The 22,057-nt window shown below is 48.4% G+C and carries 17 protein-coding genes; 11 read left to right on the top strand and 6 right to left on the bottom strand.

The genetic code is table 11. The features are described from left to right. Position 1: 1 nt before the first annotated feature. The 4 genes from coaE to pilB are packed head-to-tail and all read right to left on the bottom strand — an operon-like array spanning position 2 to position 4,515. Positions 2-607 (bottom strand): dephospho-CoA kinase, encoded by a 606-nt coding sequence (gene coaE / locus CBR65_RS08210; RefSeq protein ID WP_087466412.1) that lies wholly within the window; start codon positions 605-607, stop codon positions 2-4. A gap of 17 nt (positions 608-624) precedes the next feature. Beyond that, on the bottom strand, positions 625-1,509 hold the full coding sequence (locus tag CBR65_RS08205) for an A24 family peptidase (RefSeq protein WP_087466411.1): 885 nt from the start codon (positions 1,507-1,509) through the stop codon (positions 625-627). Positions 1,510-1,511: 2 nt separating this feature from the next. Continuing rightward, the gene (locus CBR65_RS08200; RefSeq protein ID WP_087466410.1) at positions 1,512-2,780 is read right to left on the bottom strand and encodes a type II secretion system F family protein; all 1,269 of its coding nucleotides are present in this window, start codon (positions 2,778-2,780) and stop codon (positions 1,512-1,514) included. Positions 2,781-2,784: 4 nt separating this feature from the next. Continuing rightward, positions 2,785-4,515, bottom strand: coding sequence for a type IV-A pilus assembly ATPase PilB (gene pilB, locus CBR65_RS08195; RefSeq protein ID WP_087466409.1), 1,731 nt, complete (start codon positions 4,513-4,515; stop codon positions 2,785-2,787). 383 nt (positions 4,516-4,898) lie between these two features. Between pilB and CBR65_RS08190 the strand changes: the two genes are divergently transcribed. The 6 genes from CBR65_RS08190 to CBR65_RS08165 all read left to right on the top strand — a co-directional run bounded on the left by CBR65_RS08190 (position 4,899) and on the right by CBR65_RS08165 (position 13,874). Further along, on the top strand, positions 4,899-5,408 hold the full coding sequence (locus tag CBR65_RS08190; RefSeq protein ID WP_087466408.1) for a pilin: 510 nt from the start codon (positions 4,899-4,901) through the stop codon (positions 5,406-5,408). Between the two features lie 50 nt (positions 5,409-5,458). Continuing rightward, positions 5,459-7,201: a PglL family O-oligosaccharyltransferase gene (locus CBR65_RS08185; protein WP_087466407.1), complete on the top strand. Its 1,743-nt coding sequence runs from the start codon at positions 5,459-5,461 to the stop codon at positions 7,199-7,201. A gap of 357 nt (positions 7,202-7,558) precedes the next feature. After that, positions 7,559-12,082 carry an RHS repeat-associated core domain-containing protein gene (locus CBR65_RS08180; protein WP_198300909.1) on the top strand — a complete coding sequence of 1,508 codons (4,524 nt, stop codon included), beginning with the start codon at positions 7,559-7,561 and terminating at the stop codon, positions 12,080-12,082. Positions 12,083-12,094: 12 nt separating this feature from the next. Beyond that, positions 12,095-12,322, top strand: coding sequence for a hypothetical protein (locus CBR65_RS08175; RefSeq protein ID WP_087466405.1), 228 nt, complete (start codon positions 12,095-12,097; stop codon positions 12,320-12,322). 145 nt (positions 12,323-12,467) lie between these two features. After that, entirely contained in the window at positions 12,468-13,310 is an 843-nt protein-coding gene (locus tag CBR65_RS08170; protein WP_157672192.1) for an RHS repeat domain-containing protein, read from the top strand. A 15-nt stretch (positions 13,311-13,325) separates the two neighbouring features. Further along, positions 13,326-13,874 carry a tetratricopeptide repeat protein gene (locus CBR65_RS08165; protein WP_087466403.1) on the top strand — a complete coding sequence of 183 codons (549 nt, stop codon included), beginning with the start codon at positions 13,326-13,328 and terminating at the stop codon, positions 13,872-13,874. 141 nt (positions 13,875-14,015) lie between these two features. On the opposite strand, the gene nadC is transcribed toward CBR65_RS08165, so the two are convergent. After that, positions 14,016-14,876 (bottom strand): carboxylating nicotinate-nucleotide diphosphorylase, encoded by an 861-nt coding sequence (gene nadC / locus CBR65_RS08160; protein ID WP_087466402.1) that lies wholly within the window; start codon positions 14,874-14,876, stop codon positions 14,016-14,018. A 654-nt stretch (positions 14,877-15,530) separates the two neighbouring features. Between nadC and CBR65_RS08155 the strand changes: the two genes are divergently transcribed. From CBR65_RS08155 to CBR65_RS08135, 5 genes are all read left to right on the top strand, one after another. Beyond that, entirely contained in the window at positions 15,531-18,059 is a 2,529-nt protein-coding gene (locus tag CBR65_RS08155; RefSeq protein ID WP_087466401.1) for a DUF1631 domain-containing protein, read from the top strand. Between the two features lie 127 nt (positions 18,060-18,186). Then, positions 18,187-18,747, top strand: coding sequence for a 1,6-anhydro-N-acetylmuramyl-L-alanine amidase AmpD (gene ampD, locus CBR65_RS08150; RefSeq protein ID WP_232461396.1), 561 nt, complete (start codon positions 18,187-18,189; stop codon positions 18,745-18,747). Continuing rightward, positions 18,744-19,655 carry a regulatory signaling modulator protein AmpE gene (gene ampE, locus CBR65_RS08145; protein WP_087466399.1) on the top strand — a complete coding sequence of 304 codons (912 nt, stop codon included), beginning with the start codon at positions 18,744-18,746 and terminating at the stop codon, positions 19,653-19,655. Before ampD ends, ampE begins: the two co-directional genes overlap by 4 nt. Before the next feature lie 57 nt (positions 19,656-19,712). Continuing rightward, positions 19,713-20,195: a YajQ family cyclic di-GMP-binding protein gene (locus CBR65_RS08140; RefSeq protein WP_087466398.1), complete on the top strand. Its 483-nt coding sequence runs from the start codon at positions 19,713-19,715 to the stop codon at positions 20,193-20,195. A gap of 136 nt (positions 20,196-20,331) precedes the next feature. Further along, positions 20,332-21,738 (top strand): MFS transporter, encoded by a 1,407-nt coding sequence (locus tag CBR65_RS08135; protein ID WP_087466397.1) that lies wholly within the window; start codon positions 20,332-20,334, stop codon positions 21,736-21,738. Here CBR65_RS08135 and CBR65_RS08130 read toward each other — a convergent pair. Beyond that, positions 21,712-22,026, bottom strand: a complete 315-nt coding sequence (locus CBR65_RS08130; protein WP_087466396.1) for an MGMT family protein — start codon at positions 22,024-22,026, stop codon at positions 21,712-21,714. The two genes, CBR65_RS08135 and CBR65_RS08130, sit on opposite strands and share 27 nt — an antisense overlap. Positions 22,027-22,057: the final 31 nt, after the last annotated feature.

Below are 22,057 nucleotides of genomic sequence, written 5' to 3'. Positions count from 1 at the left end.
ATCAAGATTCAGCCAGAGCCATATACTTTTGGTGCAGCGCATTAACCTGCTCATCCAACTCTCGCAAATCACGATGATTATGAATAACATCATCAGCCTTGCTGATACGCGTTTCACGATTAAGTTGTGTAGCCATAATTGCTTTGATTTGTTCGCTGGTATTGCCATCCCTGCTGCTGGCGCGAGCGATTTGCAAAGTTTCGTTCGCGTCAATGACCAGAATGCGATTCACTAACTCGTGCTGACGGGTTTCCAGTAGCAAAGGAGAGGAAAGCATTGCATAGGCGCTGCTCGCACCGGCTAATTGTTGACGAATTTCCTTGTTGATTAACGGGTGCAGTAGCGCTTCCAGCCAACGCTTTTCCTCTGGTTGAGAGAAAATAATTTTGCGCAACAGAGCACGGTTCAAATGCCCATCAGCCGACACAAGGTGGGGGCCAAAATGTGCAGCGATATCAGCCAGCGCTGGTTGGCCAGGCTCAACCACAAGCCGAGCGACCTCGTCGGCATCCACTACCATAATGCCGAGCGCCTGGAATCGGCGGGAGACTTCAGACTTGCCGCTACCGATGCCGCCCGTTAAACCAATGATTAATTTTCGCTTCACAAGTATTGATCAAGCGATCAGGGAGAAATAAAGAGTTGCAGGTAGGTGCGATTAATATAATCACCCCACAAAAACGCAATCCAGCCAGCAATCGCCAGATAAGGCCCAAACGGAATGGGAATATTTTTATCCCGCCCTCGCAGCACAATCATAGCAATGCCCAGCGCAGCCCCTACAAAGGACGACAGCAGGATAACCTGCGGCAGCATCTGCCAGCCCATCCAGGCACCGAGCGCACTCAGCAATTTGAAATCCCCATAACCCATGCCCTCCTTACCGGTTACCAACTTAAACAGCCAATACACCGACCACAAAGACAGATAACCCGCAATCGCACCCCAAACAGCATCCTGCAAGGGCACAACCAATCCAAAACTGTTGACGATCAAGCCTAGCCATAAGAGCGGCAGAGTTATATCGTCCGGCAGTAACTGTGTATCAACATCAATCATGGTCAGCGTAATCAGACACCAGGTAAACACTAGCGCTGCCAACCCCAAATAACTCAAACCGAAGAAATAAATCACCACCGCCGACAAGATGCCGGTAACCAGTTCGATGATTGGATAACGCAACGAAATCGGCGTTTTACAGGCCGAGCATTTACCACGTAGGAATAGATAGCTGATAACAGGGATGTTCTCCCAAGCACGAATACTGTGATTGCACACGGGGCAGTGGGAGGAGGGGAAGGCGAGGTTGAATTGGGTAGAGTTTTCTACAGTGGCTGCATCGCTGGTATCGAGCAACTCCGTACATTGCTGCCGCCATTCCGCCTCCATCATTTTCGGGAGGCGGTAGATGACGACGTTTAGGAAGCTGCCGACGACACAGCCAATTAGAAATAAGAAAAAAGTAACCGTTTTTGGATAAAGAGCAAAAACTTGAGCAACATCTTGCATATCTATACAACTTGACCGATTTGGAATATGGGCAAATACATCGCGATCATTAATCCACCGACTAACACACCTAGCACAGACATGATCATAGGCTCCAGTAATGAGGTTAGGCTGTCAACCATGTTATCAACGGCTTCCTCATAATACACTGCTACTTTGTCGAGCATTTCGTCGAGAGCACCGGATTCCTCACCAATCGCAGACATTTGTACCAATAATGTGGGGAATAAATTACGTGTGCGTAACGCCGTGTTCAATTGAATACCGGTAGAGACATCTTCTCTTACTTTTATGATCGCTTCGCTGTAAATTCGATTTCCTGCAGCTCCGGCAACAGAGGTTAGCGCATCAATTAAAGGGACGCCGGCAGCAAACGTCGTAGCTAACGTTCGGGCAAATCGAGCCATAACAGACAGATATAGAATTTTGCCTACAATGGGTATTTTCAGCATATATTTATCAACCATAAAAGCGAAACTCGGGGAGCGACGTACTGCTTCTTTAAACAAAAATACAGAGCCACCCATTCCCAGCAAAATGAGGAACCACCACTTTTGCGCTAACTCCGATAAATGCAAAACGAATAAAGTAAATGCAGGAAGATTTGCGCCAAAGCTGCTAAATGTTGCTGCAAACTGCGGTACCACTTTTACCAGTAATATGCCAGTTACTACTATAGCTACGACAATTACAGCGATTGGGTACGTCAAAGCCTTTTTGATTTTCGCTTTGAGGGCTTCTGTTTTTTCTTTATATGTTGCGATCCGGTCTAGCATTGTTTCAAGTGCGCCTGACTGCTCACCGGCCTCAACTAAATTGCAAAACAGGTCATCAAAATGTTTAGGATGTTTTCTCAGTGAAGGTGCAAATCCACTTCCTGAAGCAACGTCATCACGGATTGTTAGAACCATATCTCTAAGAGAAGGGTTCTCAAGCCCGTCTGCGACAATGTCAAACGCCTGAACCAAAGGAACCCCTGCTTTCATCATCGTGGCCATCTGACGAGAGAAAACAGCGATATCAGCCGCTTTAATTGATTTTTTTCCGCTGCCAAATAACGGTTTAGGCTTTTTGCTGACGGTTTTTGCTGATATGCCCTGCTTCAATAGCTGTGCTTTTACAATGGCGGTACTAATGCCATTGATCTCTCCCTGAATTTTGTTGCCTTTTTTATCGATCCCTTTATAAACATAAACATTCGATACCGATGTCTTTGGTGTGGCGGCCTTGGCTCTTGATGGTTTTGCTTTTTGTGCGGTTACAGTTGCCATAGGTTTAATCCTTGGTTACTCGGTTAGCTTCTTCGAGACTGGTGAGTCCCATAGCCACTTTACGTAGGGCTGAGACGCGTAAATTGTTAAACCCGGCTTCCCTGGCGGCTTTGGCAATCTGTAAGGAATTGCCGCCTTCCATTATAAGGCTCGCAATGACTGGGGTGATGCGAACCACTTCATATACACCTAGTCGACCTTTATAACCCTTGTTGCATTGGTTACAACCAACCGGGTGAAAAATTTGGTACTCAGCAGGTGGTATGCCAATATCATCAAAGCCCTCTTGCTTAAGTATATCTGCAGGAATATCTGTAGCAGGCTTTTTACAATTTGAACAAAGTCTCCTTGCAAGCCTTTGGGCAATGATCAAGCTTACGCTGGTTGCGACATTAAACGCTGGAACGCCCATATTTAAAAGTCGCGTCAAGGTCTCTGGAGCGCTATTGGTATGAAGGGTAGATAAAACCAAGTGTCCTGTTTGTGCAGCTTTAATAGCAATTTCGGCAGTTTCCAGGTCCCGAATCTCACCCACCATGATGACATCCGGGTCTTGGCGAAGGAAGGAGCGCAGCGCTTCGGCAAAGGTTAGTCCTACCCTGGTGTTCATTTGGACTTGATTAATACCTTCCAGATTGATCTCAACGGGATCTTCTGCTGTAGAAATGTTGGTTTCGGACGTGTTTAAGATATTCAAGCCGGTATAAAGAGATACTGTCTTGCCACTACCGGTAGGGCCGGTGACTAATATCATTCCTTGCGATTGAGCCAGGGCGTCCAGATAGAGTTTCTTCTGGTTATCTTCATAACCCAGTGCATCAATCCCAAGCTTTGCTGCACCGGGGTCCAAAATCCGTAATACGACCTTTTCTCCGAACAAGGTCGGTAAGGTGTTTACGCGAAAATCGATTGCGCGAGTCTTGGATATTTTCATCTTGATACGGCCGTCCTGAGGAACCCGCCGTTCTGAAATATCCATTTGCGACATCACTTTTAGTCGGGCAGCCATACGCGTAGCTAAATTGACCGGAGGGCGAGTCACTTCGTGAAGGATGCCGTCAGTGCGAAAGCGGACACGATAGGCTTTCTCATAGGGTTCAAAGTGAATATCTGAAGCCCCTTCTTTAATGGCATCCAGCAGAACTTTGTTAATAAAACGCACGATAGGTGCTTCATCGGCTTCTGATGCGCCTTGATCGGCGCTTGCAGCCTGGTCATCTACGGCCTGGATGTCCAGGTCATCTAACCCATCTTCATCCAGCCCGCCGAGCGTATCGCCAATGCTTTCTTCCTGGGCATTCAAAAATTTTTCGATAGCCGTTGCCAACTTATCTGCTTCTACTAATACAGCTTCAGTGTTTATACCGGTATTAAACTTGATCTCATCCAACGCATGGAGGTCAGTAGGGTCGGCTACTGCGATAAAAAGACGGTTGCCCCTGCGCGTGAGCGGTAGTGTGTGGTGCTTGCGGATTAGCTTTTGATCAACCAGCTTGGTAGGAATTGCTTCACGGTTGAGCGCGTCAAGATCAAATAAAGGTGTGCCGAATTCATCCGAGGCAGCCCGGGCAATGGTTCGGGCATCAAGTATGGCGTGATGCACCAGATGTTGAACAAAAGGTACTTTTTCCTTGGCGGCTTGGCTCATAGCTTGGCGGGCGCTCTCTTGATCCAGCAGGCCGTCTGTCACAAGGCGGCGGGCGAGGCCACTCAGTGTAGGTTGGGGGCTATTCATTGTTAGGTATCCTGTAACGCATCTTGGGCACGAGCCGGTATGCTTAAAACGCTTGCTCGGTCATAGAAAGATAACTGTAAACCCTGGTTATTAAAGATGCCATATCGGGTATGGGAAAGATTATAGAGTACATATACAGATAAAGTGGCATATATAGCCGGATCGGCGAAGAGAGCAACTTTCAAGGCTGCGACGACTGACAAAAAAAGTCACCTTTGTAGTAAAAACGGCAGTTTTTTATGTTTGGGATAATGGAGATTGCTGGAAGATGTAAAACTACAGCAGCCGCCCCTTGCTCGATCATAGAGGGTGCATATTATTTGGCACGGCGGTTGCTTAACCCAATTCGGATCAATCCCCGTTCCTTATTTGGAGATAGCTTTATGAAAAAAGTACAACAAGGTTTTACCCTGATTGAATTGATGATTGTAATCGCGATCATCGGTATTCTGGCTGCGGTTGCTCTGCCTGCGTATCAGGATTACACCATTCGTGCAAAGATGTCTGAAGTTGTATTGGCTGCAAGTTCTTGCCGTACCACCATTAGTGAAGTGTCTCAGACTGGTTTTGCCACGGCTCCAGCTGCAAATGGTTTCGGTTGTGGTGAGGGTGGTAGTGAAGCCAGCCCTATTTCTCAGTATGTAGAATCAATTGCCACCACAGAAGATGGCATTATTCAAGTTACTGTCCGAGAAATTGCTGGGGCTGTGGATGGCCAAGTTGTGGAATTGCGCCCCTATGTTGATGCAGACTTGACTACTGCGGCTGATGGTGACGACTTTACTCGCGGTTCAGCTCAGCCTATTCGTTCTTGGGCATGTGGTCCAGCTGCCGATACTCTTGAAGTGAAATACCTGCCTGCAACTTGCCGTGATGTTGTTGCTGCTGACTAATTCATAGTGTTAATTAAGTGATAAAAAGGAAGGGCAACCTTCCTTTTTTTATGACAAACCTCAAAAATAATTTTCCTGTTCTGTTGGCAGCATTTTTCTTTGCGCTCAGTATATTGTTGCCGAATCATAATCAGCCATGGCTATCTTTCTATCAAGAGGCTAGCGCTTTTGGCGGTTTGTTGTTTCTTCTTGTTTTTTTATTGGTCAATAGTTCATTTGTTTTTTGTAATCTATCGTTCGCATCTGTAACGTTATTTGTTTTATGTTTTCTTCCCGCATTGCAGTTCTTTTCTGGACCTTTCTCTAATTTAGAAGATTTATTTCTTAATACATTTTATATAGCTGGGTTTTGTATTGCCGTAGTGGCAGGTTTTCAAATCTCCACGATACCGGCAAAAAAAATTATGTTAAGCAAAGGCCTAGCGATAACCTTGTTGTTGGTTGCGGTTATTTCGGTCTGGATTGCCATAAGGCAATGGTTATCGATTTCAGGTAATTACTTAATTGTTGATATGAAGTCTGGTGGTAGGCCTTTCGCAAATTTTGGTCAACCTAATCATCTGGCGACCTTCCTTTGCATGGCATTGGCCGGACTGGTTTATATTTTTGAGCAGAAGTTAATTGGAAGGTTCTCTGCAGCGTTTCTTGCTCTGTTTATTCTGTTCGGTTTAGCCCTAACCCAATCCCGTACCCCTTGGTTGGGCTTTCTGTGTGCGTTCATCTGGTGGGGCTGGCAGTATCGTAGGAGGGTAGTAGCCTTACCTCCTTTTATATTGGGATTTTGGATTGGGTTGTTTGCTCTGTTAGTTTTGCTTCTGCCAACAATCAATGAGTTGTTATATCTGGGAGGAGAATCTGTTGCGGAACGTTTTGAAAAAGCAGAGCGCCTCACAATCTGGACGCAATTTCTATTAGCGATAAAAGAGGGTGGACTATGGGGATATGGTTGGGGGCAGGTAGGAGCAGCTCAGCTGCAAGTTGCTCTTGATTATCCGATTGGGCTGCGCATTGATAACACGCATAATATTTTGATCGATCTAATAATTTGGAATGGACCCATAATTGGGCTGATATTGATTGCCATTTTAATTATCTGGTTGTTTTGCTTGGCGGTTCGTTCCAAAACTCTAGAGTCTTCCTTCGCATTGCTCTTTTCAGGATTTCTTCTGGTCCATGGCATGGTGGAATACCCACTTGAGTATGCTTATTTTTTATTGCCATTGGGAATCATGCTGGGGGTGGCTGAGTCTGAATCTTCTACCGGAATTATTGTTAATAATAAGTTGGCCAAATGGTTGTTAGGTGTATCCAGTCTTGTGGGAGTACTGTTGTTAGTGCAAATATGGACGGAATATCAAAAGATCGAGGCCGGCTTTCAGCAAATGCGTTTTGATCGCGCGAATATTGGTAGGCCGAAACCTTGGGCGAACGATTCATCCATCGTTTTGCTAACGCAACTGGATGCTCGCTTGCGTGCGGCTTATGTCGATATTAATGCATCTATAACGGATGATGAAGTAGATAGCTTATGTCGCGTGGCGCACCGCGAACCCTATCCGTTGGAGCTTTATCGGTGCGGATTGGCGAAAGGTTACAGAGGGGATGCTGGTGGGGCGGCAAGAGAGTTTTTAATTATTGAAAGCCTTCACCGGCAGCGCTCATTTATGTGGGCATATACTGAACTACAAAAAAAATCTATAGAGTCGCCTGAACTGGTATCCGTGTTGACTGAAATTGATCGCGTTCGACCCACGATTAAACTGCAATATCAGCCAGAGATAGTGGGGCAGTAGTGGTATAATTTGAGCGGTAATAATTTGCGTTAATTGCAAGTAGGTTTTGCGTAGTATACTATCGGCATCTTACAAAGCACCGTATTTAGTTTTCTTTAATTGGCCACATTGTATAGGGAATATATGCTGTCACATCTCTCGACCATCAGGTCCAAAAGTCCTTCCTATCAATATCTTTTTCGACTGATTATTTTCGTTGTTTCTACGGGCTGTGTATCAGTTACACATGCCGCACAGATATCGGTAGCACCACAGACCACTTACCACTTTTATAGTGGGTACAGCATGACTTATCCGTCTCTAGGTGAGCTCATTTCAAGCCTAAACCAAACCAGTAGTACAGAATTTAGTAACTGCTTGGCTATCACAGAAATTGGTGCGTGTGTTCGTATAACTATTACTCATTACACCCCCAAAAATGCGAACAAAGAGAATGGGCAGCCTACCTCATATACACTCCATCGAAGCTTCTATACGATAAAACGTTATCAAGATGGTTCGGAAGAAGTTATTACAGGAGGGACAAATAGCTATTCAGCCTCTGTAGGCAACACATGCCCCTCCCCGTTCAAAACTCAATCCAGCGGCCCTTTAGAAGATCGAACAATAAACTGTATCTATCAGGAAAAAGAGTCCTGTTCTGTAGCTGGCAATCCCATCAATGTAGGTACGGCTGAAAAAATCGAACATGAAATTGATTATGTTTCAGCTGATGGCTTATTAAAACTGGAGCGGCGCTATCTGAACCAAAATGCGGGTTGGAGAATTGAAGAGCCGGATCACCTGGTGGATGTGCCTGTCGGCTCAACTGCGCCGATGCCCAGACTCATCAATAACTCATCGATTCTTTCTGATTATGTGATAACCAATCGCTGGCGGCGTTATAGCCACAAAAACCCTGATGCTCCCTATGAAATCGAGTTTTATAACCACACAGGGCGTCTTTCTTTCTCCAATCTTTCCGCACAAAACGACGCTTATGTTACACAAGGTTCGCGGCGCTATAAATTTGTTGAGCAGCAAACTGGAATCTACACCGAAGCATCAACCAAACCGAGTCAAAGATCTTTAGTTCGTCTGCACTCGGGGGCTGCTACATGGAAATTGATGAATCAAAATGGCACTGCTTCTTATTTTTTACCCGATGGTACATTGCAGCGTATTGAGTATGCCGACGGTAAAAGTCTGACCTATGCGTACGACGAGGGTCGACTCGTATCAAAAACAGATCACATGGGGCGATCCCTGACCTATATTCACGATGATGACAACAGGCTTATTGAGGTTGTTTTGCCGGATGGAGAATCCATCTTGTATACCTATGGTGATGATCAGGAGTCGGTAGAGTTTTATCTGTTGAAACAGGTTACCTGGCCTAACGGCGAAAGCATTCAATATCTTTACAATGAAGCAGAGTATAAGAGCGGCACTAATCCGCCATTAGCGTTAACGGGAAAGTTGGATTCGAACGGCGTGAGGATTGGAACCTACACCTACAGCGGCAGTAATGCTGTTAAAACTGAGGGGGTACTGGGCACGGATCAGAGGGAATTTTCCCATAGCGTTTATTATTCGATCGTAACGAACGGCAAAGGTGCACGGCAACAATATTCATTTTCCAACTTATCCGACGGCACGCGCCTTCTGACGAATGTTACCCAACCCGCCGGCAGCGGCTGTGCGGCCAGCTCATCTCCCCGCACATACACTGCTGATGGTCTACTCACCAAAAAAACCGAATTCAACGGCAATATCACGCTGTATGGCTATGACGCAATCACAAAGCTGGAAGATCGTCGTGTCGAGGGTCTAAAGGGATCAGTGAGCAATACCTTGCTCGACCCCAATGCCACTCTGCCAGTAGGCGCCCGCAAGATCAGCACCCGATGGCACAGTGAGCAGCGCAAAGCCGTTAAGGTTGCAGAACCTAAGCTGCTCACAACTTATATCTACAACGGTGACGCTGATCCCTTCGACGATCAACAAATCGCCAACTGTGCTCCCAACGACATCTTCGTCCTGTGTCGCAAAGTCCAGCAAGCCAGCACGGATGGCAACGGCGCTTCCGGTTTCAATGCTAGCCTGGATAACACGCTCGCGCCGCGCGAATGGCTGTATACCTATAACGCCTTTGGTCAGTTGCTGACGCTACGCCGCTCGCCAACCGCGGTACCGGAATACACCATCGAGTATTACGACACCACCACAACGCAGTGGACCACCGGTGATCGTAAAAGCGTAACCAACGCACTGGGGCAGGTGACCCACTTTGACCGATACGATCCTAACGGTCGCCTGTTGCAGATGACCGATACCAACGGGGTGGAAACCCACTTCACCTACGATGTGAGGGGCCGGTTAACCAGCCAATCGATTGGCGGTGCACTCACCACTCACACCTATGACCTTAACGGCAACCGCATCGGCAGCGAACTGCCCAACGGTGTAACCATCACCTATCACTACGATGCGGCCAAGCGCTTGATCGCTATCGAGAATGCGTTGGGCGATAAAATCCATTACGAGTACGATGTGGAAAATAATCTGCGGTTTGAGCGCATTTCTAATGTCAGCGACACGCTGACCTACATGAAGGAACACGTCTACGACGCCTTGTCCCGTCTGCAAAACACCATCGACAGCCAAGGCCACACGACCACCTACCTGTATGATGCCTCGGGCAACCTCACGGGTGAACAGGATGCAAAGCAGCAACAGACCAGCCACCTGTTTGATAAACTTAATCAACAAAAGTCCACCACTGATCCCCTGAGCGGCAAAACCGAATATACCTACGATGGCCGTGGCTATATGACGCAGGTGAAAGACCCCGAGGGATTAATTACCACCTACAGTTACAACCCCTTTGGCGACCTGACCCAACTTACTAGTCCCGACACCGGCACTACCACCTTCACCTACGACAGCGCAGGCAACCGCACCAGTGCCACCGACAGCCGCAATGTAGTGGTGAGCTACACCTACGATGCGCTGAACCGCCTGACCGGGATCGACTACCCGGCATCACCAACGGAAAACATCACCTACACCTATGACGAGACAACCAATGGCAATCACGGCATTGGCCACCTCACCGGGGTCAGCAATGCAGCCGGCACCACGCAGTACACCTATAACCCCCAGGGGCTGATCACCGCCAAACAGGTCACCCTCAACAACCAGACTAGCACCACGGCCTACACCTACGATGCCGTTGGCCAGTTGACCGGTATCACTTATCCCTCTGGGCGGATCGTGACCTACACCCGCGATACCGCCGGTCGCATCAGCGGCATGACCACCCGTGCCAGTAGCGGTGCGACAGAATACACCCTACTCAGCAACCTCCAGTACTTGCCCTTCGGCCCTGCCAATGCCTACACCTACGGCAACGGCCTGACCCTCAACCACGACTACGACCAGGACTACCGCCTGCAAGGCATCGAGGTCAGTGGCATCAATCCGGTGCTGGAGCGCGACTACAGCTACGACCCGGTGAACAACATCACCGCCATCGCCAACCCGCTCCACACCGTCAAGAACCAGAGCTTCGGCTATGACGCTCTCAACCGCCTGACCAGTGCCCAGGGCGTCTACGGCTTGCTCGACTACACCTACGATGCGGTCGGTAACCGCCTGACCCAAAGCCATGACGACGGCACGGCCGTGCATCACGATACCTACAGCTACGCCACCGACAGCCATCGCCTGCTCGGCATCAGCCGCCTGACCGACAACCAGCCCGCCGGCAACCGCAGTTTCACCTACGACAACACAGGCAATCGCCTCACCAACACCGCCGAAGACGGCAGTACCCACACGCACACCTACAACCACGCTAACCGGATGGAAAGTGTCAGTGTGGATAGCACCGCAACAGCCACCTATACCTACAATCCATTAGGCCAGCGCATCAGCAAGACCACCAATAACACCACAGAGCTTTATCACTACGATGAAGCCGGTCAACTTATCAGCGTGACGGATGCAAATGGCAATCCGCAGCGGGAATATATTTACTTCAATAACCAGCCCGTCGCCTTCATCACCAACAACACGATCTACTACATTCATACTGATCACCTGAACACACCACAGATAGTGACGGATCAGAATCAGCAGGTGGTGTGGGTGGGGGATTATCAGCCGTTTGGAAAACTCACAGACAGCACCAGCCAAACCAACAACATTGAGTTGTACAGTCGCTTTCCGGGGCAGTACCTCGACGTTGAGACAGGGCTGTATTACAACTATTTTCGGGATTATGATCCGAGCATAGGGCGTTACATTCAGTCTGATCCGATTGGGTTAGAGGGTGGAATAAATACCTATGCTTATGTGGAAGGTAATCCTCTTATTTATACAGATCCATTTGGTCTTGCTCGCCAATATTTTATAGGAGGTTCAGCGACAGGTGCTCTTTTGATACCCGGTGCTGGAGGAGGAATTAATTTTGGGATCTCCGTTCCTGAAGATATAAAAAATTGGCGTTGCTATCAGTTAGTTGCTGGTATGCAAGCTAATATTATGATGGGGGGAGGCATATATGCTGGTGCAGGATTAACAGCGAGCAACGCAGTTTCAGATGGACCCGTTCCTGTTTTTAGTGGTGGTACCTATAGGTACAACGAAATTTCTGCTGGATATGGTATTTCTACTGGCTTCTCAAGAACAGGGAGTGAAAAATGGAGCGGAGGAGGAATATTCGACTTCATCAACTGGGTGTGGGGGGATGGAAGGGAAGCTGATAAAGTATCATCAGTTGGTATGGGTATAGTTCCAAAATTAGGAGCCGGGTATGGCTTGTATTTAGGGCTGGGGTATACGATGAGTGGTAGTCTTGCCACTCCGACAATTGGAAGTGATTGTGAGTGCCAGTAGTTGGGGGGAGTTATGATTGGAATCAATGATATAAAAAGAATAATAAAAAAATGGTTCTATTTTTTGGGGATATTAGCAGTGCTATTTGGTGCTTTAATTTTACTGATCATAATAATTCAAACTGTAATGGATGGTGGCACTGAATATCCTCCTGCTGCTATGGTATTTTCTGCGCTTATGGTGTGTGTGGGTGCTACATTGGTTTTGCTATTAAAAGAAAAAAAGAAAAATATTATGTAATTATGGATGGATATCAAGCATGAACAGCTAACACATCGTCGGCTGCTCGGCTTAATGTTTTATCGTTTTTGTTTGACATCAGCTAAACCCCGAGGAATAACACACAGGAAATCTATGGCTACGATGAAGTCGGCTCATCAGCGTGATGGATGCAAATGGCACTCCGCAGCGGAAATACATTTACTTCAACAACCAACCTGTTGCCTTCATCGCCAACAGCACGATCTATTACATCCACACGGATCACCTGAACACACCGCAAGTCGTTACTGATCAGAACCAGCAAGTGGTATGGATGGGGGACTACCAGCCGTTTGGAAAACTTGCCGACACCACCAGCCAGACCAACAGCATCGAGTTGTACAGTCGATTTCCGGGGCAGTACTTCGACAGTGAGGCGGGGCTGTATTACAACTACTTCCGGGATTATGATCCGAGCATTGGGCGTTACATTCAGTCTGATCCTATTGGTCTTGAAGGCGGGATTAACACTTATGCTTATGTTAATGCCAATCCGCTCATTTATGCTGATCCAGAAGGACTGACTCCAGCGCACGCGGCTCGTGTTGGATGGAGCATTGGTACTAATATTGGTCGTGGATTTAATTGGGCATGGGAAGCCGCTGCGGGTCAGACTCTGGGAGGGTCGATTTACGACGCGCTTAACACGGAAGTGTTTAGTGTCCAATCTCAAGTTGATCAATTAAATCAAAGCGTCGCCAATGACGAAAGTGCATCTGTTCCATGGCCCGAAAGAAACAAAGGTAAATGGACAGCAATTTGTAAAGTCGTTGACCAAAGTCCTGATGCATGCCCAACAGCAAGCGGGAATAAAGTGGGTTGGGGATATGGAATTGCAAACGATATGACCTCTGCCCGAAGAGCGGCTGAAAAAATGGCAAAGGATTCATTAGGGTCTAGTAACGTACATCATCCATCTTGTAAATGTATTAGCCCGCAAGGGCAAGCTGTTCCTCTTTGTCGTTGAGTATGAGGAAATAATATGAGCATTCGAGAACTACGATCAGTAATTGAGGCCATGTCTCATTGTGATGATGAAAACAGATATGAACTATTATTTAACATGGCAAAAATTTTAATTTCAAATGGTGATGGTGGCGATGCAGAGCTAATTTGGTTGAAAACAAAACTCCCAGTTTTTGGTGATAATATTTCCTTGTCTGAAGAGATGGAAAAATTACTTGTAGATATGCTTTTTCAATCTTCGGAAGGTGGGTGTAGGGAGGCTCAATATGAATATGGTTGCATGCTCTATGAAAAAAATAATCTGGTGGAGGCCTATAGGTTATATGAAAAGTCTGCCAATCAAGGGTACCCTCCAGCTCAATGGTTGTTTGGGTATAGTTTGCTGAAATCTGACTTTGAGAAAGGTAAGCTGTATATAGTTCTATCCGCCGGTCAAAACTACGAGTATGCGATTGATTTTCTTATCGACTCATATGAGAACGGAAAAAATGGATTTGATATTAACGAAGATGAGTTTAAAAAATGGATTTTTGTTAAATCATACAACTTGAAATATTTAAATTAGTTTAGATTGCTGCTTGATTAAAAGGATATTTAGAATGATTGCATTTTGAAACCATGAGCCCGTTTTTGAAAAGTTAATCCATTATTATGTCACATTGTCGGCTTACGCAGCTTCGCTGCTAAGCCGACCTACGGGCAGGTTTTATAAACCGGTAATACGCATAGATAAATCTATTGCGCGGCAGTGTTTGGTCAACGCTCCAATCGAAATAAAATCCACGCCCGTTTCTGCAATCACAGGTAACGTTTCTTCCGTGACATTGCCCGAGGCTTCCAATTTAGCTTTGCCGTTATTCATCTTCACCGCAGTCACCATATCCTCCACCGAAAAATTATCCAGCATGATGATATCCGCATCGGCGGTGAGGGCTTGTTGGAGTTCTTCCAGGGTTTCAACTTCTACTTCTACCGGTTTGCCCGGGGCGATGTGGTGGGCGCTGGTGATGGCGTTGGCGATGCTGCCGCAGGCGGCGATGTGGTTTTCTTTAATTAGGAAAGCATCGTAGAGGCCGATGCGATGGTTGTGGCAGCCGCCGCAGGCCACGGCGTATTTTTGGGCGGTGCGCAGGCCGGGGATGGTTTTGCGGGTGTCGAGCAGTTTCACTGCCGTGTGTGCGACCAGTTGTGCATAGTGGTGGCTGATGGTGGCGGTACCGGAGAGGGTTTGTACGAAGTTAAGTGCGGCGCGTTCGCCGGTTAACAGGCTGCGCGCTTTGCCTTCCAGATGAAATAGCGAGCTGTTGGCTTTGGCCTGCTCGCCGTCTTTTACATGCCAGTTGATACGCACAAACGGATCGATCTGGCGAAACACTTCCTCTACCCAGGCTTGGCCGCTGAATGTGCAGTCTTCACGGGTGATGACGCTGGCTTGGGCAATCTGGTCGGCGGGAATCAGTTTTGCGGTGATGTCGCCGGTGCCGATATCTTCATTGAGTGCGTGTAACACCGCCGTGACGATATCGCGTTGCAGGTGAGGAATCTTGTCGGCGATGTGGTTAAGCATAAAAAGTCATCCAAAGTTGATGCAGTTCGAGAAAGCTGGCGTAGTTCGGAAAAGTCCTATGGGCTGCTGAAAGATAATGGCGAGACAGCCGGTAAAATAGAGAGAGCGAAGTTTATAACAAATAGACATTTTGAACGATTCGCATTTGGGCTTGCGTTGTGCCGCTGTGGCCGCAAGATAATCTGATCAGGTGATGCAAATTGCTAAATTCTTAAGCAACCATTACCCAGGCAATTTTTAATGCTGTGGCGCATATCGCCGCCTGCTTACTTGCCGTTAAATAACTCAATAAAAGCTCAATGTTCGGGAACTCGGTTACGCAGCTCCGGCCTATCGTTTTAGTCCATTCTTTACGCTATTGATGAGATGTTTTTTTAAGCGTCAGCGTGAGCAGAATACGTAAAAAATGGCGCTTTTTTCAAAATCACCTATAGCACCAAAAGATATAAAAAAGGAGTGTCTGTTTAAAATTGAACCAGTTTTTATGCCCATTTTTTACATTTTTCTAACGTTTTTTGCCAAACATATATAAGAAAAAATGCTGGTTATCGCTTAATGTGATATGGCTCTCGATATTGCAATTTGCTTCTGGGACGGGTTTTAGGCTTGGTTATACTTCCATCACAGCAGTCTTTCTTCAATGGTAATTCCGCCATGTCCGAGTCCATCAAATCTGACCAAAACAAGGTTGTGCAGTTGAATCCCGAGCGCAATGCAGCGCCGCATGTCGCGTTAACGCGCCTGCCGGCTTCCATGCACGCGTTGCGCGATAAAGCGCGCCAACAATTGCAGGTGATGTTGCGCGAATTGTTTGATCGGGCCGATGATGCCTTGTTTGAATTGGCCGACAAAGCCACGAACAACCACGAACAAAATCTTTATTTCGACTCCATGCGCGAAGTGCGTATCCGCCGCCGCGCGATTGAAGCGGCTTTCTTCCGTAGTATTGATGTTGGTTTTGCGCAGCTGCTTGATCCCTATGCCTATCGCGATCAATCCCGCGTAGAAGAAAAAGAATTCTCTCTCGATGAGCTGTCATTGGTTAAAAATGATGAGCTGGAAGAAATGGTGGCCACCGAGGGCATGGTTAACAAGGCGAACGATCAGTTTGCCGAAGCGATTCAACACCTGACCTTGCGCATTGATCATCTGGTGCCGGTCAAGGTGTATCAAAAGAATAATCCCTTGGGGGTGGATGTCATCTGCAACGCCTTTACCGATGCGACCAAGTCTGTACGCATTGATGTCAAGGCGAAGCTGGTGCTGTTCAAACTCTTCGATAATCTGGTGATGGCCAAACTGGGCGGATTGTTCCAGGCGCTTAACCAGCAACTGATCGAAGCGAATATCCTGCCGTCGTTGAAGCAGGGCAACAAGCCTAAAAAACCCGCTACAACCGCGCCGGAAAATCCCTACGGGGCTGGAGCCAGTGCGGCCCCTGGCAATGCTGCTCAGTCAGGGCAGGGCAATTATGCCGGCGGAGCAGGATACGACGAGCAAACCAATCAGGTACTGCACACCTTGCGTGACCTGTTGGGCTCTCGTAATGCAGCACCCGCGCCGCGTCCTACCGGTGAAGAGCTGGCCAGCCAGGAGTTGATCAATATCCTGTCTCAGGCGCAGCAGCGCAGCATGGCCTATTCCGGCGGTGCAAATTATTCCAATACGGCGCCCGTTAATGTGCGGGAAATGCTTAAAGATCTGCTGAAAGGCCCGGAGCAAAAATCGCAAAACATCAATCAGGTTGATGATGACGTGATCAACCTGGTTAGCATGATGTTTGAATTCATCCTGGATGACCGCAATCTGGCCGCGCCCATGAAAGTACTCCTGGGCCGTTTACAAATTCCCATGATCAAGGTGGCCATCGCCGATAAATCTTTCTTCAGTAAAGGCGGTCATCCGGCTCGTCGTTTGTTGAATGAGCTGGCGACAGCGGCGCTTGGTTGGCAGGAAAGCAGCGAAGAAAATCAGCGCAAAGACAACCTGTTCAGCAAGATGGAAGAGGTGGTGCAAAGCGTGCTGTCAGATTTTGAAGCTGACATGTCGATCTTTAATGGTTTGCTGAATGATTTCCGCGCTTATCTTGATAAAGAAAAACGTCGTGCCCAGATTCTTGAGCAACGCACTATCGATGCGGAAGACGGTAAAGCCAAATCTGAACGCGCTCGTGCTGATGTTGATACGGCGCTGAACGCGATTATCGGCAAACAAAATCTGCCCGCCGCCGCACTGAAATTGCTGCGCGATGCCTGGGCCAACGTGATGTTTATTACCTGCCTGAAAAACGGTACCGCCAGCGAAGAATGGCAAGCCAAGATCAGCACCGCACAGCAATTGGTGTGGAGCCTGTGTGCGCCCATGGACAAGGATAACCGTCAGCGTTTGCTGAAGCTGGTGCCGGTACTGCTGCAACAGTTGCGGCAAGGGCTGGAAAGCATCTCTTATAACCCCTTTGATGCCACACATTTGTTCAAGCAACTGGAAGGCCTGCATCTGGCGCGCTTGCGTGGTGAAGCTGTGCCGGTGGCTGTACCAACACCTGCTCCAACTGCTAAAGCGCCGTCGGCTCCAGCCCCGAAAGTACAGGCTCCGGTTGCAAAAGCAGAAACCCCGGCCAAGCCTGCTACGGTTGCATCCCCCGATAAAGTGGCTGCAAACCAGCCGGTTGTTGAAGAGCCAGCAGCCAAGGCGGTTCCCGCAGTTGATCGGCCTATTGTTGAGCCTGTTGCCCCGCAGGAAAAAATTGCGGCTAAAGCATCTGTGCCAGCAACTGATGCGCCGCGTGCAGAAGCAACAAAAGCCGAGGCGGTCAGTCCTACCGTGGCTGAAACCGTCAACGCCGCGCAACCCTTTGTAGTGATGTCACAGGATGCCGAAGAACAATTGCCGGAAGGTGATCAGCATTTATCTTTGGTGGCCAATATTACTCAAGGCAGCTGGTTCGAGATGGCCGGCGACGGCGGTCAAAAATTCCGTTGTCGGTTGGCGGCGATTATCCGTCCCACGGGCAAATACATCTTCGTCAACCGTTCTGGTATGAAGGTGGCAGAGGAAACCCGCAACAGTCTGGCGTTGGCTATGAAGTCAGGTCGCTTGCGCGTGCTGGATGATGGCATGTTGTTTGATCGCGCTCTGGAAGCGGTTATCGGTAATCTGCGCCAGGGGCGTCCTGCTAATTAATGCTCTCGGTGCTCACCGGGACGGTCCAGCCGTTTCGGTGAGTTTCCCTCGCTACCCTTGGTAGCCTCTGTCTTGCCCTCCCATGTATCATGTCGCCTTCCGAGATCAACGCAGGCGGACTCTTCTATTGGCACACACTCTCCTCAATGGCTGGTTACAAAACGTGCGGCACTGCCCTTCGCCCAATTTCAGCCAGCGTCCGGCCGGTGCAGCCATCAGTTTGCTGGTGATCCATAACATCAGCTTGCCACCGGGTCAGTTTGGTACGGGTTGTGTTGAAGCATTTTTCTGCAACAACTTGGACCCTGCGCAGCATCCCTATTTCACCACCATCGCTGACCTTAAGGTATCCTCACACCTGTTAATCGAGCGCACGGGTTCCATTGTGCAGTTTGTGGCGTTTAGCGAGCGCGCCTGGCATGCCGGTGCGTCCAGCTTTGACGGCGTGGTTGACTGTAACGATTACAGTATCGGTATCGAGTTGGAAGGGGCGGATGATATTGCTTACACTGATGCACAGTATCTGGCGCTTGCTGAGGTAACCTGGTGTTTGCTGGATGCATATCCGGCTATTACCCGTGAGCGAATTACCGGTCACGAACATATCGCACCGGGACGCAAGACGGACCCAGGGCCCGCATTTGATTGGGCACGCTATCACCAACTATTGGCGACGGGCACATTATGATCTTTCTCAGTTTGATAGTCGTTTTGCTTTTGGTGCAATGGTGGGGCTCAGGTGCGCCATTGCAATACGACGCGTGGTTTATTCGATGGCTGAACACCCTTAATGCTGCCCGGTTTATCGCCAATGCACCCTTACTTCATTTGCTATTGGCCATAGCGATCCCTTCGCTCATATTGGCTTTACTTGTCTACGTTATCGCCATGCTCTTGTCCGCCAACTGGTTGTTTTTTATTTACGTGCCGGTATTGCTCTACAGTCTGGGACGCGGAAATTTTTCTGCAGAAGTGAAGGCTTATATTGCTGCCAGTGAGCGAGGCGACAATGTTATTGCAAGCAAATTGACCGATGAATTGCGCGGTGGCGCGGTGTCTGAAGAGTCGTGCCCGGATGTGGAAAGCTGGCCCATGCTGCACAGTGAAACCTTGCGGGTAATCAGTTATCGCGGATTTGAGCGGATGTTTGCGGTGTTATTCTGGTTTTTTATCCTCGGTGCTGTGGGCGCCCTGTTGTACCGTCTCAGCGTCATTTATCGCGAGCGTGAAACTGTTGCGGCGGCGCATGGTCGTTTAGCCGCGCGCTGGTTGTGGTTGATGGAATGGCCGGCGGTGCGGGTGATGGGTTTGACCTGGGCGCTGGTAGGTAATTTTGAGACCTGCTACCGCTGTTGGCAGGCACGGTTGCTGGATGTAAAACATTCATCCATGACGCTGCTCAATAACAGCTTACGTGGTGCTCTCGGCGTAGATGATCCGGTGTTGGGTAATTGTGATGCGGGCGAAAGTGAGCCCTTGGTAAATCCCAATGAACCGGCTTATTCGCTATCGCTGATTAAAAACAGTTTGCCGCTGTTTTCTCGCTCACTGCTGTTGTGGGTGTGCGTCATTGCGTTGATTACCCTTGTATTGTAATGGGCAACAAGTTTTCAATGATTTCATCATTATTTGTTAAAGCATGTTGAGGTTTTTATGCCGTCTTTTGACATTGTTTCCGAAGTTGATAAACACACACTGACCAACGCGGTGGATCAGTCCAACCGCCTGATTACGAATCGTTACGATTTTAAAGGTGTGGATGCCAGTTTCGAACGCAAAGAATACGAAGTGACGATGACGGCTGACGTAGAGTTTCAGCTGGAACAAATGCTGGATATATTAAAAAGCGCTTTGCATAAAAATCAAATCGATATTGCCTGTCTGGAAATCAAGGACGTTAAAGCCTCCGGTAAAAAGGTCAAGCAGGAAATCATTGTGCGTACTGGCCTTGACTCAGACTTGTGCAGGAAGATTGTCAAGATGATTAAAGACACCAAGATGAAAGTACAAGCACAAATTCAGGGTGATCAAGTGCGCGTGACAGGTAAAAAACGTGATGACTTGCAAGAATGCATCGCTATGCTGCGCGGCGCGGAATTTGAAATGCCGCTGCAATACACCAACTTCCGCGACTAATGCTATCGCTTTGCGTAGGTCGGATTAGCGCAGCGTAATCCGACATAAACAATTTTCAGAAACTCTCTCAGATGCTCATACTTTTGGTAACTGCGTCGGATTACGCTGCGCTAATCCGACCTACTTGAGATACGTTATGTTCAATCGTGTGGACGGCAATGTCCAAAGCTGGCGCCAGGCGCTGAATTCCTATCGCGACATTCGTCTGCTGTACATATTCCTGCTGGGGTGCTCGTCGGGTTTTCCCTGGGTATTAGTTGGCTCAAGCATGAGTGGCTGGTTGAGCGATTCAGGATTATCTCGCTCTGCAATTGGTTATTTTGGCTCCGTTACCGTTGTTTATGCGATTAATTTTTTATGGGCGCCTTTGCTGGACCGCATTAAATTGCCTGTCATCTGCCAGCGCCTTGGGCAACGGCGCGGCTGGATTATGTTCATGCAAGGGCTGATGCTCTGCGCAACCGCCGGTATCGCTTTTACCAATCCTGCACACAGTCTGTTGTGGACTTCGTTGTTGGCCTTGGCTTTGACAACCTTTTCGGCCACTCAGGATGTCGCCATTGATGCCTATCGCATCGATATTATCGGTGATGACAAAGAGCGCTTACCGCCAGCCTCAGCGATGAGTGTGATCGGTTGGTGGACAGGTTATTCGTTGCCGGGTTATATCGCGTTTCACTATGCGGATGTCATTGGTTGGTCGAATGTCTATCTGGTTATGGCAGCAGTGATGGGCTTGATGATGATCTTTACCGGCATCGTCAGAGAGCCGCAAACCCAGCGCGAAGCCTTGCAGAAAATAGCCGAAGAAAAATACCTGCACGCTTTCTCACACACCGGGTGGTGGCAGAGAGTTGTGGCGCGAATCTCGGTCACTATCATCGAGCCTTTCGCTGAATTTTTCCGGCGCAACGGTTGGCAATTGGCCTGCATGATTTTGGTGTTTGTCTTTTTCTTTAAAATCGGCGAAGCCTTTCTCGGGCGTATGTCGATTCAGTTTTATCGCGAAGTGGGTTTTAGCAACGAACAAATTGCCGAGTATTCCAAGATGGTCGGCTGGATTATGACGATCATCTTCACGCTGATCGGCAGTGCGATCAATATTCGTTATGGCATTGTGCGCGGCTTGTTTATCGGCGGTGCAACCATGGCGGCGAGTAATTTGATGTTCGCCTGGATCGCAATTACCGGGCCCAGTGAAACCTTATTTCTGGCCACGATTCTGGTGGACAACTTCACCTCAGCGTTTTCGTCGGTGGCTTTTGTATCGTTTATCAGTTGGTTGAGCGGCCGTGCTTTTTCCGCATCACAGTACGCCTTGCTGGCCTCGCTGGGCAGTTTGGGGCGTACCTCGTTGTCGTCATTCAGCGGTCAGATGGTGGATAGCCTGAATGGTAATTGGGCTTTGTTCTTTGTCATCACCGCCGTGATGGTGATTCCGGGCTTGTTCTTATTGCTTGCCATTAGCAGGGTCTTTAAACGCCGTGAGCGCGATGCGCTTCGCGTTGGAGATGGGTCAGCTGTTCCATCCGAACCGCAGTAAATTGATTTTCCCGTTATGAATTTCTACGCCTTCTGCTGTCAGACGACGGATCTGTTCCTGATAACTGGGTGAGTCCGGTGGCAGGGATAATTTGCCTTGGGCATTGATCACCCGGTGCCAGGCCAGGCGCGTGCCTTTCGGTAAATCGCGTAACACACTGCCAGCCAGGCGCGCCGCGCCGGGTAAACCGGCAAGCCGGGCCAATTGGCCATAAGTGACTACCTTGCCCTGCGGGACCTGCTTGAGCGCAAGAAAAATCGCTTCTTTGTTGGAAATGGTTGGATGCATAGCCTGGCCCCATGGGAATTAAACCGGGCCG

It is taken from the genome of Cellvibrio sp. PSBB006, assembly GCF_002162135.1.
In the GTDB taxonomy this organism is placed as follows: domain Bacteria; phylum Pseudomonadota; class Gammaproteobacteria; order Pseudomonadales; family Cellvibrionaceae; genus Cellvibrio.
The sequence above is the reverse complement of the archived record's forward strand: the minus strand, read 5'-3'. Positions and strand labels throughout refer to the sequence as shown.